At 71.2% G+C, this 14882-nt stretch carries 16 protein-coding genes; 5 read left to right on the plus strand and 11 right to left on the minus strand.

Translation table 11 applies throughout. From position 1 onward, the window contains the following. Positions 1–4 precede the first annotated feature (4 nt). Together ACWEN0_RS18335 and rlmN are read right to left on the minus strand one after the other, a co-directional pair. Positions 5–271, minus strand: coding sequence for a hypothetical protein (locus ACWEN0_RS18335; protein WP_451975173.1), 267 nt, complete (start codon positions 269–271; stop codon positions 5–7). A 34-nt stretch (positions 272–305) separates the two neighbouring features. Further along, positions 306–1412: a 23S rRNA (adenine(2503)-C(2))-methyltransferase RlmN gene (gene rlmN, locus ACWEN0_RS18340; protein WP_451974600.1), complete on the minus strand. Its 1107-nt coding sequence runs from the start codon at positions 1410–1412 to the stop codon at positions 306–308. 127 nt (positions 1413–1539) lie between these two features. On the opposite strand from rlmN, the gene ACWEN0_RS18345 reads away from it, so the two are divergent. Further along, positions 1540–2136, plus strand: a complete 597-nt coding sequence (locus tag ACWEN0_RS18345; RefSeq protein WP_451974602.1) for a hypothetical protein — start codon at positions 1540–1542, stop codon at positions 2134–2136. On the opposite strand, the gene ACWEN0_RS18350 is transcribed toward ACWEN0_RS18345, so the two are convergent. Together ACWEN0_RS18350 and ACWEN0_RS18355 are read right to left on the minus strand one after the other, a co-directional pair. Continuing rightward, complete coding sequence (locus tag ACWEN0_RS18350) at positions 2129–4423, minus strand: transketolase-like TK C-terminal-containing protein (protein WP_451974604.1); 2295 nt, start codon at positions 4421–4423, stop codon at positions 2129–2131. The genes ACWEN0_RS18345 and ACWEN0_RS18350 overlap by 8 nt on opposite strands. A 107-nt stretch (positions 4424–4530) precedes the next feature. Continuing rightward, a complete protein-coding gene (locus ACWEN0_RS18355; protein ID WP_451974606.1) occupies positions 4531–5016 on the minus strand; it encodes an Lrp/AsnC family transcriptional regulator in 486 nt (161 codons plus the stop codon). Positions 5017–5134: 118 nt separating this feature from the next. Here ACWEN0_RS18355 and ACWEN0_RS18360 point away from each other — a divergent pair, with 118 nt between their 5' ends. Then, positions 5135–5755 (plus strand): PadR family transcriptional regulator, encoded by a 621-nt coding sequence (locus ACWEN0_RS18360; RefSeq protein ID WP_451974608.1) that lies wholly within the window; start codon positions 5135–5137, stop codon positions 5753–5755. On the opposite strand, the gene ACWEN0_RS18365 is transcribed toward ACWEN0_RS18360, so the two are convergent. Next, positions 5698–6504, minus strand: coding sequence for a class I SAM-dependent methyltransferase (locus ACWEN0_RS18365; protein WP_451974610.1), 807 nt, complete (start codon positions 6502–6504; stop codon positions 5698–5700). The genes ACWEN0_RS18360 and ACWEN0_RS18365 overlap by 58 nt on opposite strands. Positions 6505–6616: 112 nt before the next feature. Here ACWEN0_RS18365 and ACWEN0_RS18370 point away from each other — a divergent pair, with 112 nt between their 5' ends. Beyond that, complete coding sequence (locus ACWEN0_RS18370; protein WP_451974612.1) at positions 6617–7462, plus strand: VOC family protein; 846 nt, start codon at positions 6617–6619, stop codon at positions 7460–7462. On the opposite strand, the gene ACWEN0_RS18375 is transcribed toward ACWEN0_RS18370, so the two are convergent. After that, positions 7450–8775, minus strand: coding sequence for an MFS transporter (locus ACWEN0_RS18375; RefSeq protein ID WP_451974614.1), 1326 nt, complete (start codon positions 8773–8775; stop codon positions 7450–7452). The two genes, ACWEN0_RS18370 and ACWEN0_RS18375, sit on opposite strands and share 13 nt — an antisense overlap. Positions 8776–8869: 94 nt before the next feature. On the opposite strand from ACWEN0_RS18375, the gene ACWEN0_RS18380 reads away from it, so the two are divergent. Then, the gene (locus ACWEN0_RS18380) at positions 8870–9796 is read left to right on the plus strand and encodes a LysR family transcriptional regulator (RefSeq protein ID WP_451974616.1); all 927 of its coding nucleotides are present in this window, start codon (positions 8870–8872) and stop codon (positions 9794–9796) included. Here ACWEN0_RS18380 and ACWEN0_RS18385 read toward each other — a convergent pair. The 5 genes from ACWEN0_RS18385 to rpsB all read right to left on the minus strand — a co-directional run bounded on the left by ACWEN0_RS18385 (position 9746) and on the right by rpsB (position 14214). Then, complete coding sequence (locus ACWEN0_RS18385; protein ID WP_451975175.1) at positions 9746–10594, minus strand: phosphatidate cytidylyltransferase; 849 nt, start codon at positions 10592–10594, stop codon at positions 9746–9748. The two genes, ACWEN0_RS18380 and ACWEN0_RS18385, sit on opposite strands and share 51 nt — an antisense overlap. 392 nt (positions 10595–10986) lie before the next feature. Beyond that, positions 10987–11544, minus strand: coding sequence for a ribosome recycling factor (gene frr, locus ACWEN0_RS18390; protein WP_451974618.1), 558 nt, complete (start codon positions 11542–11544; stop codon positions 10987–10989). A gap of 48 nt (positions 11545–11592) precedes the next feature. After that, on the minus strand, positions 11593–12336 hold the full coding sequence (gene pyrH / locus ACWEN0_RS18395; RefSeq protein WP_072480944.1) for a UMP kinase: 744 nt from the start codon (positions 12334–12336) through the stop codon (positions 11593–11595). A 113-nt stretch (positions 12337–12449) separates the two neighbouring features. Next, a complete protein-coding gene (tsf, locus tag ACWEN0_RS18400; RefSeq protein WP_451974620.1) occupies positions 12450–13265 on the minus strand; it encodes a translation elongation factor Ts in 816 nt (271 codons plus the stop codon). 88 nt (positions 13266–13353) lie between these two features. Continuing rightward, positions 13354–14214, minus strand: coding sequence for a 30S ribosomal protein S2 (rpsB, locus tag ACWEN0_RS18405; protein ID WP_451974622.1), 861 nt, complete (start codon positions 14212–14214; stop codon positions 13354–13356). A 390-nt stretch (positions 14215–14604) separates the two neighbouring features. Between rpsB and ACWEN0_RS18410 the strand changes: the two genes are divergently transcribed. Next, on the plus strand, positions 14605–14882 hold a 278-nt coding region (locus ACWEN0_RS18410; RefSeq protein WP_451974624.1), incomplete at its 3' end, for a hypothetical protein.

A 14882-nucleotide genomic window follows, 5' to 3' on the forward strand; every position in this document is an offset into this window, starting at 1 on the left:
CGGGTCAGCGACCAAGCCACGGAGCCAGCAACTTCTCCAGATCTGAGTCCGACAACGCCCGAGGGCCGCCGTGGAACTCGTGCCACCGCGAAGCATCCCGCGCCGCGTTGTACTCCACCTCGAACGCGCGCATCAGCACGTACATGAACGTCACCGAACTGAACCGCTCACCGAGCAGCGTCCGCGCTTCACGGGCGACGTCCGTCGCGCCGGTGAAGTCCGCGAGCCGAAGCTCCTCCGCAGCCGGATCCAACAGGCTGGGGGCATACATCACGACAAACACTCCATCATCGACACGAACAAAATCAGCCTTCAGCCGCCAGCTGACCACAGGCCGCGGCGATGTCCTGGCCCCGGGTGTCCCGCACCGTGCACGCAACCCCGCCGGCGTTTACCAAGCGCACGAACTCCCGCTCCACCGGCTTCGGCGACGCGTCCCACTTCGACCCCGGCGTCGGGTTCAGCGGAATGACGTTGACGTGCACCAACTGGCCCAGGTGCTTGCGCAGCCGCTTCGCGAGCAGTTCAGCCCGCCACGGCTGGTCATTGATGTCCCGGATCAGGGCGTACTCGATCGACACCCGCCGTCCCGACGTGTCCGCGTAGTACCGGGCCGCGGAAAGCACCTCATCGACAGACCACCGCTCGTTCACCGGAACCAACGTGTCCCGCAGCTCGTCATCCGGCGTGTGCAGCGACACCGCGAGACGCACCTGCATCTTCTCGTCCGCGAGCTTCCGGATCGCCGGCGCCAGACCCACCGTCGACACCGTCACCGAACGCTGCCCGATCCCCAGCCCACCCGGAGCCGGATCCGTGATCCGGCGAACCGCGGCGACGACGCGCTTGTAGTTGGCCAGCGGCTCGCCCATGCCCATGAAGACGATGTTCGACAGGCGGCCCGGCCCACCGGGCATCGTGCCGTCGCGCATGACCGCCGCCGCCGAACGGACCTGGTCCACGATCTCCGCCGTCGACAGGTTGCGATCGAGCCCGCCCTGGCCGGTCGCGCAGAACGGGCACGCCATGCCGCAGCCGGCCTGGCTCGAGATGCACAGCGTCGCGCGGTCCGGGTAGCGCATCAGGACGCTCTCCAGCAGCGTGCCGTCGTGCGCGCGCCACAGCGTCTTGCGCGTCGCGCCCTTGTCGGCCTCCAGGGCGCGGACCTCGGTCAGCAGCGTCGGCATCAACGACTCGACGAGCCGGGAGCGGGACGCCGCCGGGATGTCCGTCATCTCCGCCGGGTCGACCGTCAGACGGGAGAAGTAGTGGTTCGACAGCTGCTTCGCGCGGAACGGCTTCTCCCCCAGCTCGGCCACGGCGGCGGCGCGCTCGGCCACGGTGAGGTCGGCGAGGTGGCGCGGCGGCAGGCCACGCTTGGGGGCGTCGAAGACGAGCGGGAGGGCAGTCATAACCTGACCAGTGTCCCACGCGCCCACCAGCCCCGCCCGGGCCGCCCTGGCCGGATGTATGCCAGGTCACCGGCGAAACCGGGAGGGCCGTCCGGGAGTCCAACCCGCGGACGAAAGAGGTGAGCCCGTGTCCTTCCGGCACAGCGTCGTGGCCGTCGCGGTGGTGCTGAGCGCCGCCGCCTGCAGCACGTCGACCGCGGGGCAGGCGCAGCCCGTCCCGACCGTGACGAAGGTGGCCGGCCCGCAGGTCGTCGTCGGGACCATGCACGTCGCCCTGCCCGTGGGGGCGAAGTACACCGACAAGAGCCAGGACGGCCTGCTCGACGGCTGCGTCGGCGAAGGCTCCGCCGTCTGCGAAGCACGGCTCCTGGACCTGCGCGAGGCGACGTCGGACCCCAACGCGCCCCTCAACCTGCCCAGCTCGAAACGGCCCTTCGGCTGGTACACCGGCACCGACGTCCCGACGTGCATCACGCCCGCCTCGCCGCCCGGCGACGGCTCCGAGGCGACCGGCAGCAACCTCGTCGAGTCCGGCTTCAAGCCGATCGGGCCCAAGAAGGCCGAGTACGGCCACTGGCAGGTCACCTGCAAGGACGCGAGCCAGAACCACGAGGTCCGGATGTGGTGGCTGCCGACGAGCAAGATCCTCGTCGTCCAGTACGGGACCTCCGCCGGCCGGGACGCGGCCACGGACGCCATGCTGGCGGCCGCGACCTTCAGCTGACGGCGTCCAGCGCGGCCCGGATGATCGCGTCGGTGTCGATGCCGTGGTAGCGGTAGACGTCCTCCAACGACCCCGACTGCCCGAACCCGGTGACGCCGAGCGCGACCGACGGCACCCGGTTGACCCCGGCCAGGAACGCCAGCGTGTGCGGGTGCCCGTCGAGGACCGTCACCAACGGGCGAGCCCGCGAAGCCGGGAACACCTGGTCGAGGATCCACGACTCGCCGCTCCCCCGGCCCGACCGCGCCTGCAGCGCCTCGAACAGCAGGCCCGGGCTGGTCACGCAGACGACGTCGGCCTCGACGCCCACCTGCGCCAGCCGCTCGGCGGCCGCCAGGGTGTCCGGCACCAGCGCGCCCATCGCCACCAGCGTCACCGCCGGCGAAGCGGCGCGGCGCAGCAGGTACGCGCCGGCCACGACCTGGCGGCGACGGCGTTCGCGCGCCGCCGGGTCGGCGGGCACGTCGGCCAGGGTCTGGTCGACCGGGCGCGTCGAGAGCCGGAAGTACGACGACGTGCCGCCCGGCTTGCCGAGCCGGCCGAGCGCGGCCAGCAGCGTCCACTCGGTGTCGATCGCGAACGCCGGCTCGTAGCTGACGCAGCCGGGCTGCTCGATGCCGACCGACGGCGTGGTGATCGACTGGTGCGCGCCGCCTTCCGGAGCCAGCGTGACGCCCGACGGCGTGCCGATGAGGATCGACTGCCCGCCCGCGTAGATGCCGAACGACCACGGCTCCAGCGCGCGTTCGACGAACGGGTCGTACATGACGCCGATGGGCAGCAGCGGCTCGCCCCAGCGGCTCCAGGTGGCGCCCAGCTCGCCCAGCAGGCCGACCAGGTTCGTCTCGGCGATGCCCAGCTCGACGTGCTGACCGGTCGGCTTCTCGCGCCAGTGCATGATCGTCTCGGGGTCGTCCTCGAACCAGTCGCGTCGTTCGGTCGCCGACCAGACGCCGACCTTGTTGACCCAGCCGCCGAGGTTGGTCGTCGAGCTGACGTCCGGGCTGACCGTGACGACGCGCTTCGCCGCTTCGGGCGCTTCGCGCGTCAGGTCGAGCAGCACACGCCCTAGCGCCGCCTGTGTCGTAGCGGTCCCGGACGGCGTACGCCCGATGTCGACCGGCAGTTCCAGCGAAGGCGCCGAAGGAATCTCAGGACGGCGAAGGCGCGAAGCGACTTCGGCGCACAACGCGGCTTCAGGCGACCCCTTGGCGAAGCCCTGCCATGGCGAGGCGAGGTCCGTCCCCAACGACGAAGCCAGCTCTTCCATCTGCGCGACGGTCAGCAGCGACGAGTGGTTCTGCGGGTGCCCCTGCGTCGGCAGGCCACGGCCCTTGACCGTGTAGCAGAAGATCACCGTCGGCCGGCTGTCCGAAATGGACGCGAAGGCGTCGTCGAGCGAGCCGAGGTCGTGGCCGCCGAGGTTGCGGATCGCGGCCAGCAGCGTCTCGTCGTCGAGCGACGCCACCAGCTCGCCCAACGCGGCGTTCCCGGCCGGCAGCCGGTCACGGACCTGGGCGGCGTCGCACCGCAGCAGGCGCTGGTACTCGGGGTTGGGCATCTCGTCGATGCGCGAGCGCAGCTCGGCGCCGCCGGGCCGGGTGAACAGCTCCTCCAGCAGCCGCCCGTACTTCAGCGTCAGGACCTGCCAGCCGGCCGCGTCGAACATGCCCTGCAGCCGTCCGGCCGCGATGTTCGGGACGACGCGGTCGAGCGACTGGCGGTTGAGATCGACGATCCAGACGATCTCGCCCAGGTCCGCGACGCCCGGGTCGAGGATGGCCTCCCAGATCGCGCCCTCGTCCAGCTCGGCGTCGCCGACCAGCGAGTACTGCCGCCCGGTCCCGGCCGACGAGCCGCGGGCCGTCAGGTAGCGGCGGGCCAGCGCGCCCCAGATCGGGGCGGTCGCGCCGATGCCGACCGAGCCGGTCGAGTAGTCGACGGGGTCGGGGTCCTTGGCGCGGCTCGGGTAGCTCTGCAGCCCGCCGAACTCGCGCAGCGTCGGCAGGTAGGCCTCGTCCAGCTCGCCGAGCAGGTAGTTGATCGCGTGGAGCACGGGCGACGCGTGCGGCTTCACCGAGACGCGGTCCTCGGGGCGCAGGTGCCGGAACCACAGCGACGTCATGATCGAGACCAGCGACGCGCACGACGCCTGGTGCCCGCCCACCTTGAGCCCGGACGGGTTCGCCCGGACGCGGTTGGCCTGGTGCACGATCGCGGTGGCGAGCCACAGGACCCGCTGCTCGATCGCGGTGAGCGCCGGGGCGGTCACGGGGGCATGGGTCATCGTCGACACCTTTCGTGCAGGAAGCACCCCCAAGAACAGCACTGGTGGACGCTTCGCACAACCGATGCCGCCAGGAGTGCGCAGAATGCATGCTCCAGCCGGACGGCTCAGGCCTCCGGGTGCGCAGAATGCACGCGCTCCAGCAGAGGCGTCAGGCGGTACGGGACGAGCTCGCGCATGACGAGCGAGATGTTCGTCCGCTCGACGCCGGGCGAGGCGAGGATGTGCCCGGCGATGCGGTAGAGGTCGTCGGCGTCGACGGCCACCACCTGCACCATCAGGTCGCTCGCCCCGGTCAGTCCGCACACCTCGGTGACCTCGGGAATGGTCGCCAGGGCGTCGGCGATCTCGGCGAGGCGCCGCTGGTCGACCTGCGCGTTGACGAACGCGCGCAGCGGGTAGCCCAGCCGGGCCGGGTCGATGCGGCGCTCGAAGGACCCGAGCACGCCGCGCTGTTCGAGCCGCGCGAGCCGGGCCTGGACCGTGTTGCGGGACAGGCCCAGGCGCTCGGCCAGCGCGACCGCCGTGGACCGGGGGTCCTCGCCGAGGGCCTGGAGCAGGCGCGCGTCGATCTCGTCGATGGTTTCCGGCACGCCGCCGATCTTCCCACCCGGCTGCGGCCGTGAGCGGCGTCACCACAGCAAGGTTGCCATCCGACTGTTTCCGATATATCGTGAACGTGTCGCAACAGTTCGAGAAAGGAACACAGACATGCGTAGGCAACGACACCCCTTCGCCCACGAGCGTGGGCGCGCACCTTTCGGCCCCTTCGGTGGTTTCGGCGAGTTCCCCCCGGGCTTCGGCCCCGGCGGTGGACGCGGTCGCGGCCACGGACCGGGCAGGCGGGGTCACGGCGGACGGCGCAGCCGCCGCGGTGACGTCCGCGCCGCGATCCTGGCGCTGCTCGCCGAGCAGCCCCGGCACGGCTACGAGATCATCCGCGAAATCGGCGAGCGCTCCGGCGGCTTCTGGCGGCCCAGCCCCGGCTCGGTCTACCCGACGCTGCAGCTGCTGGCCGACGAAGGCCTGGTCATCAGCAAGGACGAGCACGGCAAGAAGCTCTTCGAGCTGACCGACGCCGGCCGCACCGCCGCGGAAGAGCAGGACAGCACCCCGCCGTGGGAGCAGATCGCGCAGGACGTCGACCCGACCGAGGTCGGGCTGGCCAAGGCGGGCAAGAACCTCGCCGCGGCCGTCGTGCAGATCATGCGGGCGGGCACCGAGAGCCAGCAGGCCCGCGCGGCCGAGGTCCTCAACGACGCCCGGCGCTCGCTCTACGGCATCCTCGGTGAGGACGAGGACGAGTCCCCGTCGCCCGAGACGGCCGAGTGACCAGGCAGGACGAGGCCGGTGGGCTTCACCCGCGTGTGGACGCGGTAGCCCACCGGCAGCGTCAGGTCCTGCGCACGATTCCCGTTACGCTGCAAGGACTCCGCGACCGCCTGTTCGCCAACCCGCTTGCTGAACTCGATCTTCAGCACCGCGGCGAGGTCGGCGGCGGTCGCGAAACGCCACTCCGTGACGACCCGGCGGCAGCCGAACCCGGCCCGGGCGAAGAACCGCTCCACCGCCGCCGGGTCGTAGTGCGGTAGGTCGGCACGCATCCAGCCGCCGTAGGGCTCGCAGGTCGCGTCGAGGTCGACGATCACCAGCACCCCGCCCGGCCGAAGCACTCGCTCGGCTTCCGCCAGTCCGGGCTCGCAGCCGGGCCCGAAGAAGTAGGCCGTGCGCGCGTGGACGACGTCGACGCTCGCGCTGCGGACCGGCAGCCGTTGCGCACGGCCCATCTTCACTTCCACGTTCGACAGCCCGTGCACGCGCTTCAGCGCGCTTCGCACCAGCGGCTCGTGCGGCTCGACCCCGAGCACCGAGCGCGACTCGCGCGCGAAGTGCGGCAGGTGGAAGCCGTCACCGCAGCCGACGTCCAGCACGTCCCGGCCGGCCCAGTCGCACTCCTCGCGCAGCACGCGCCAGATCTCGCCGCCGCTGTCCTGCGCCCGGTTCTCCAGCTCGTATTCGGCCTGGTAGTACCAGATGTTCGGGCTCGGCACGACCTCCGCGCGCCGGGACGACCACCGCACCGCTGCTCCTTCCGGGGCCGACATCGCCGCCGGTGATTTTCCGGCGGCCGTTTCTTGGCGGAAAACTTACGGATCACGCCTAGAATTCGGTGGGTTCGGAGGAGGAGCACACATGGCGATCGGCCCGTCCAGTACCCCGTCCCCGGTCCCGGCCGGAATTCCGTGCTGGATCGAGCTGGCCTGCCGCGAGCAGGCCGTGGCGGAAAGATTCTACGGGGCGCTCTTCGGCTGGACCTACACCACTCAACGGGACCCGGCGACGTCCGACGGACGGTACGCGATCGCGACGCTCAACGACCTCCCGGTCGGCGGGCTCTACCGCGCCGCCCACGGCGCGCCGGTGGGCTGGATGCCGCACCTGTCCGTGCCGCACACCGCGAGCGCGGCCGAATGGGTGGAGCACCTCGGCGGACGGCTGACGCTCGGCCCGATGCCGATCCCGCGGCGCGGCACGATCCTGCACGCCTTCGACGCGTGCGGCGCGCCGGTGGTCTTCTGGGAGGTGCCGCCGGACTGGGAGTTCGTCACCGGGATCCCCAACACCTTCAGCGGCGCGGACCTCAACACCCACGACGGCGCGGCCGCGGATCACTTCTACACCAAGCTCTTCACCTACTCGAGCCACCAGATCGGCGACGGCGAGTCCCTGAACTACGTCGAATGGCTGATCGAGCACGAGCCGGTGCTCTACCGGTACGTGATGGGGTCGGAGTACAGCATCGACACCCCGCCGCACTGGCTCGTCTACTTCGACATCGATCCTGCCCGCGGCGTCGACGCGGTCGCCGGCGAGTCGCTCATGAACGGCGGCGCGGTCGTGATCCAGCCCTACGACACACCGTTCGGCCGGATGGCGATCCTCGCCGACCCCGAAGGCTTCGTCTTCGCGGTGATCGACCACTCGCGCGTCTCCGAAGACTGGGGACGCGCCGAGGTCGACGACCCCTACGACGACTGACGCTCGGCGAACGCCAGCCCCGCGACGAGCGCGTACCCGGCCGCCACCAGCCACATCCCGGCGGCCGGGAGCAGCCCGCCGACGAGCGCGACCCCGATCGCCCCGCCGGTCTGGCGGGACGCGTTGAGCACGCCGGCGGCGAGCCCGGCCTTGCCCGGCAAGGCGTTCATCGCCAGCGCCGTCATCGCGGGCATCGCCAGCGAAACGCAGCCGAAGACGACCGAGACCACCAGGAACGGCACGAGCGCGCGATCCGCCGGCAGCAGCGCGAAACCCGCCGAGCCGGCGAGCCCGGCGAGCGCGCCCGCGACCATCGGCACGCGCGGGCCGAACCGACCGGTGAGCCGTCCGCTGAAGAACGCGTTGAGCCCGACCGCCATCGTGAGCGGCACCAGCGCGAGCCCGGCGGCGAGCGCGCCGAGCGACCACTCGCGCTGCAGGTACAGCGCCAGGCAGAACAGCGTGCCGTAGAGGCAGAAGTTGAACAGGCCGCCGATCCCGGTCGCCACCGCGAAGTTCCGGATCTTCAGGATCCCCAGCGGGAGCACGGGATCCGGCACCCGCTTCTCGGCGACCACGAACGCCACCCCGGTCACCACGCCCCCGGCGAGCAGGGCGAGCGTCGGTGGCGCGAACCAGCCCGCGTGCCCGGATTCGATGAACCCGGCGACGAACGCGGCCAGCGACGCCGTGCCGGTCAGCTGCCCGGCCAGGTCCAGGCGGGTCGACTCGTGGCGCGGCGGGTGCCCGACCGCCCGGCGCGTCAGCACGATGGCGACGATCCCGACCGGGACGTTGACCGCGAAGACGAGCCGCCAGTCGGCGAGGCCGACCGCGAGCCCGCCGAGCATCGGCCCGGCTGCGAGCCCGACACCGCTCATGCCGCCCCAGACGCCGAGCGCGCGGGCCCGCTCCCGCGCGTCCGGGAACTGGTGCACGATCAGGGAAAGCGACGACGGCAGCAGCGCGGCGGCCCCGGCGCCCTGCACCGCCCGCGCGGCGATCAGCCAGGTGGTGTCCCCGGCGAGCGCACAGGCGACGGACGCGACGACGAAGACCGCGACACCGGCTTCGAAAACCCGGCGGGCGCCCCACCGGTCGCCGGCGGCGCCCCAGGTGAGCAGGAACGCGGCGAGCGTGACGGTGTAGGCGTCGACGACCCACTGCAGGGCCGCCGTCGACGGCTCGCCGAAGTCGGCGCCGATCGCGGGCAGGGCCAGGTTCACGATGGTCGCGTCGAGCGTGATCATCAGGAAGCCCAGGCAGACGGCGGACAACGCCAGCTTCGCCGGCGCACGGGTTTCGGTGAGCATGCCCCGAGTCAAGCCCGCGGACGCTTCGGTGGTCCACGAACCATCGCCTACCTCTGTTAGGCGAAACCTCCCACCGCAGGTCTACCGTGGTCGCATGGAACTGCGGCAGCTGCGGTACTTCCTCGCGGTCGCGGAGGAACTGCACTTCACGCGGGCCGCCGAGCGCCTGCACATCGCGAGCCCGTCGCTGTCCCAGCAGATCAAGAAGCTGGAACGCGAACTGGGCGCGGCGCTGTTCGTCCGCGACCGGCGGCACGTCGAGCTGACCCGCGCCGGGGCGGCCCTGGTCGGCGACGCGCGCCAGATCCTGGAGCTGGCCGACGCGGCCGCCCGGCGCGTGCGCGGCACCGCGCGGACGAAGCTGCGCCTGGGACACGTGAGCTGGCTGCCGCCGGAGCTGACGCGGCTGCTCGGTGACGTCGTCCGGCTCGACGAATGGGTGCTGCCGTCGCACACGCAGGTGGTCCGCGTCGCCGAAGGGACCCTGGACCTGGCGCTGGCCTGGATCGACGAGCCGCGGCTGACGGAGCTGGGCCTGGCGGCCCAGTTGGTGCGCGTCGAGACCCTGCCCGCGGTCCTGCCGGGCGACCACCGCCTCGCGCGGGCCGACGCGGTGCCGGCGTCCGCGTTGTCGGTGCTGGTGGACTCGGACCAGTCGTCGTGGCAGGCGTGGAACGAGTTCGCGCTGGACTACGCGGCGGCGAGCGGTGCGCGCGTCGTCCGGATCGACGACGGCGGCGTCATCGGCCAGGCGTTCTTCGACCACGTCACGCGGCTGCGGGTTCCGGTGCTGCAGTCGCCGAAGCGGCACACGGCACCGTTCCCGCCGAGCCTGGTGCGCCGCCCGGTCGGTACCCCGGCGCGCTGGCCGTGGTCGTTGGTGCACCGGCGCGACGACGATCGGCCGGAGGTCGCCCTGGTCGTCGAGCGAGTGCTCGGCCTGCGGGCGACGATGCGCTGGGACGCCGCCTCAGCCGAGCGGCACGAAGGCCGAGAGCAGCAGCCAGGACACCACGGCTGAAGGCAGCAGGGAGTCGAGGCGATCCATGATCCCGCCGTGCCCGGGCAGCAGTGTCCCCATGTCCTTGACGCCGAGGTCGCGCTTGATCAGCGACTCGACGAGGTCGCCCAGGGTGGCGGTCAGCACGATCGCGACGCCGAAGAGCACGCCCTGCCAGACGTGGCCGTCCAGCAGCAGGCTGAGCGTCAGCGCCCCGGCCACGACCCCGCCGACCAGCGAACCGGCGAAGCCTTCCCAGGTCTTCTTCGGGCTGATGGAGGGCGCCATCGGGTGCTTGCCACCGAGCACGCCGGCGATGTAGCCCCCGGTGTCCGAAGCGACGACGCCGATCAGGAAGGTGAGGACACGCCCGACGCCGTCCGACGGCGGCACGAGCATGGCCGCGAACGCGCCGAAGAGCGGCAGGTAGGCGGCGGCGAACGTCGACGCGCTGATGTCGCGCAGGTAGCCCTTCGCGCCGCCGGGCAGGCGCCACAGCAGGCAGGCGAGCACGGTGAGGACGAACGCGGTGAGCGCGCCTTCCCGGCCGAACGGCCAGGCGAGCCAGATCATCGCCTGCCCGCCGACGAGCACCGGGATCATCGCGACCCGGATGTCGGCGACCCGGCGCAGCACCCCGGCGAACTCGAAGGTGCCGACCGCGATCGCGATCGCGATGATCCCGATGAACAGGAAGCGCACGGTGAGCAGGGAAACGATGATCGCGGCCCCGAGCAGCAGCCCGACGCCGATGGCCGCGGGCAGGTTCCGGCCGGCCTTGGACGCCTTCTTGCCCGCCGGGCTGTCCGCGGCGGGCACCGAAGTAGCCTCGGCAGCCCCGGCGGCCGACAGGCGGTCCGCTTCGCCGGTCCCCGAGGTCTCCGGCACGACCGGCGTCTCCGCCGAAGCCGCACTCGCTCCCGAAGCCGCGGACCTCGCCGCTGCGCCGGACGTGGCCGCCGCGCCCGATCCCGAGGCCGCAGACCGTGCCGCTGCACCCGATCCCGACGCCGCAGACTGTGCCGCCGCACTCGAATCCGAGGCCGCGGGTCCCGAACCCACCTCTCCCGCCCGCGTGCGGCCGGTGTCGGCGGTTCCCGGGAACTCGGGCGTGGCCGGGGCGTCGGCCGGCTCCGGCGTCCCGGGGGTGCCCGCCGGTTGTTCCCCGGTGGCGTCCACCCGGTCCTCGCGTTCCTCGCTCATCTGTGCCATCAGACCTCGAGCAGCTCGGCTTCCTTGTGCTTGACCAGCTCGTCGACCTTGTGCACGTAGGTGTCGGTCAGGTTCTGCAGTTCCTTCTCCGCCCGCACGACGTCGTCCTCGCCGGCTTCGCCGTCCTTGGCGATGCGGTCCAGCTCGTCCTTGGCCTTGCGGCGGACGCTGCGGATCGAGACACGGGCGTCCTCGCCCTTGCTCTTCGCGACCTTCACCATCTCCTTGCGCCGCTCCTCGGTGAGCTGCGGGATGACGATGCGGATGACCTGGCCGTCGTTGCTCGGGTTGACGCCGAGGTCCGACTCCCGGATCGCCTTCTCGATGGCGCCGAGCTGGCTCTGGTCGTAGGGCTTGATGAGCGCCATGCGGGCTTCGGGCACGTTGACGCTGGCCAGCTGGTTCAGCGGGGTCGGCGAGCCGTAGTACTCGACGACGATCCGCGAGAACATCGTCGAGGAAGCCCGGCCGGTGCGTACCGACGTCAGCTCGTCCTTGGCGACGGACACCGCTTTTTCCATCTTCTCCTCGGCGTCGAGGAGGGTCTCGTCGATCACGGCTACTCCCGTTGTTGTGATGGGTGGCGCTTGCTGATCCCAGCAGGTCTAGGCCGGCACCCCGTCGGCGGGGGTGCTGACCAACGTGCCGATTCTTTCACCACTCACCGCGCGGGCGATGTTCCCCTCGGTGAGCAGGTTGAACACGATGATCGGCATGTTGTTGTCCATGCAGAGGCTGAACGCCGTCGCGTCGGCGACCTTGAGATCCCGCTCCAGCACCTCGCGGTGGGTGATCTCGCGGAACATCTCGGCGGTGGGGTCGCTCTTCGGGTCCGCGGTGTAGACGCCGTCGACGGCCTTCGCCATCAGCACGGCCTCGCAGCCCAGTTCCAGCGCCCGCTGCGCGGCCGCGGTGTCCGTGGAGAAGTACGGCATGCCGACCCCGGCGCCGAAGATCACGACGCGGCCCTTCTCCAGGTGCCGCTCGGCGCGGCGCGGGATGTAGGGCTCGGCGACCTGGCCCATCGTGATGGCGGTCTGCACGCGCGTCGGCAGGCCCTCCTTCTCCAGGAAGTCCTGCAGTGCCAGGCAGTTCATCACCGTGCCCAGCATCGCCATGTAGTCGGCGCGGTCGCGGTCCATGCCGCGCTGGGAGAGCTCGGCGCCGCGGAAGTAGTTGCCGCCCCCGATCACGACCGCGACCTGGACGCCGGTGCGGGCGACGTCGGCGATCTGCTGCGCGACCGAGTGGACGACATCCGGATCGACGCCGATAGAACCACCGCCGAACATTTCGCCGCCCAGTTTCAGCAGCACCCGCCGGTAGCCACCTTCGACCCGGTCACCCATCTATGTCGCCTCCTACGCCCCTCGACCGTTTTTCTGTTCTTCAGATTCGACAGTGCCCCGTCCTCGATGGACGGAGACGGGGCACTGGGTGAAACCTACGCCCGGACCTGGCCTCAGGCCTGGCCGACCTCGAAGCGCGCGAACTTGGTCAGCGTCACGCCGGCCTCGTCCAGGAGCGCCTTCACGGTCTTCTTGTTGTCCTTGACCGACGGCTGCTCGAGCAGGACGTTGTCCTTGTAGTACGCGTTGACCTTGCCCTCGACGATCTTCGGCAGCGCCTGCTCCGGCTTGCCTTCCTCGCGGGCGGTCTGGTCGGCGATGCGGCGCTCGTTCTCGATGATCTCGGCCGGCACCTCGTCGCGGGTCAGGTACTTCGCGCGCAGCGCGGCGACCTGCATGGCGGCACCGCGGGCGGCGTCGACGTCGTCACCGGTGAACTCGACGAGCACGCCGACGGCCGGCGGCAGGTCGGAACCGCGGCGGTGCAGGTAGGTCGCGGTCTGACCCTCGAAGGCCACGACGCGGCGCAGCTCGAGCTTCTCGCCGATGCGGGCCGACAGCTCCTGGACGACCTCGTTGACGGTCTTGCCCTCGAGCTCGGCGCCCTTCAGGGCCTCGACGTCGTTGGTCTTGAGGGTCTTCGCGACCTCGACGATCTTCGCGGCGAGCGCCTGGAAGTCGGCGTTCTTCGCGACGAAGTCGGTCTCGGAGTCCAGCTCGATCAGGACGCCGCCGTCGCCGGTGACCAGGCCCTCGGCGGTGGCGCGCTCGGCGCGCTTGCCGACGTCCTTGGCGCCCTTGATGCGGAGGAACTCGACGGCCTTCTCGAAGTCGCCGTCGTTCTCCTCCAGCGCCTTCTTGCAGTCCATCATGCCGGCGCCGGTCATCTCGCGCAGGCGCTTCACGTCAGCGGCGGTGTAGTTCGCCATTCTGGTAAATCCGTCCTTTGCAGGAAATCTGTGGGTTGCTACGCCGGTGCGGCCGGCCACGAGGGCCGGCCGCACGGACGGTGGGACATCAGGAGGAGGCGGTCGCCTGCTCGGTGGCGGCCTCGGTCGCGGCAGCGGCCTCGGTCGCGTCGGCGGAGGCGGTCTCGGAGCCGGCGAGCAGCTCCTTCTCCCACTCGGCCAGCGGCTCGTCGGTGGCGACGCCCGGCTCCGGCTTGGCGTCGGCCGAAGCACCGTTGCGGCTGGAGCGGGCCATCAGGCCGGCGGCCGCGGCCTCGGCGACGACCTTGGTCAGCAGCGCGGCCGAGCGGATCGCGTCGTCGTTGCCCGGGATCGGGTAGTCGACCTCGTCCGGGTCGCAGTTGGTGTCCAGGATCGCGACGACCGGGATGTTCAGCTTGCGAGCCTCGCCGACGGCGATGTGCTCCTTCTTGGTGTCGACGATCCACACCGCGCTCGGCACCTTCGCCATGTCGCGGATACCGCCGAGGGTCTTCTCCAGCTTTTCCTTCTCACGGGTGAGCGTGAGGATCTCGCGCTTGGTCAGGCCGGCGAAGCCGCCGGTCTGCTCCTGGGCCTCGAGCTCCTTCAGGCGGAGAAGGCGCTTGTGCACGGTCTGGAAGTTGGTCAGCATGCCGCCGAGCCAGCGCTGGTTGACGTAGGGCATGCCCACGCGCGCGGCCTCGTTGGCGATGGCTTCCTGCGCCTGCTTCTTGGTGCCGACGAACATGATCGTGCCACCGTGCGCGACGGTTTCCTTGATGAACTCGAAGGCACGGTCGATGTAGGTCAGCGTCTGCTGCAGGTCGATGATGTAGATGCCGTTGCGCTCGGTGAAGATGTAGCGCTTCATCTTCGGGTTCCACCGGCGGGTCTGGTGCCCGAAGTGCACGCCGCTGTCGAGCAGCTGCTTCATGGTGACGACGGCCATTGCCGGAATCACACCTCTTCTGTGTCGTGCGCGCCCGCGGTAGCTTCCTTGGACGCGCTGCTCGGTTTTGTCGCTCGCGGCCGGGTGGCCGCTCGCCCTGGTGCCCGTGCCGGTGTCCGGACCCGGGGCGAAGGAACCCGCGGGACCGCCGGACGCCGTGCGAATCGCCCGGCCGGTGAAGCTCGAAAACCGGGGGAACGCGCACGTGCACGCGAAGTCAGCCCGCTCACGCGGACCGCGCAGAAGATTCTACCCCCTGCCACCAGCCCCTCCCCCACCGGCGGCCGCTCACCGACGCAGTTGTCCACATCGCCTCCGGTTATCCACAGATTCCCGGGCCGGCCCCCACGACGCCCGGCGGTGTCGCAGGCTGGGGACATGGAGTCGATCATGCGACGTCGAAGCCGGGTCCGGGATGGGGCCGGGGTGCTGCTTGCCCTGGTCATGGCGCTGTTCGGAGGCGCGGTGAGCGACCTCGGCCCGCCCGCGAGGGAGGACCGAAGACCCTGGCCGGCCGGGGAGGTCCCGAGCGTGGCGGCCACGGCGCCGGATGCGGCAGCGCGGCTGACCGGGCCGGCGGCGGCCAAGTCACGGGCACCGAGGCGGGCGAGCGATTCCGCGGCCGCCGAGCCACCCGGGCCTGCACGCGAGCCCGCCGAACCGCCCGT

It is taken from the genome of Amycolatopsis sp. NPDC004378, from assembly GCF_053602455.1.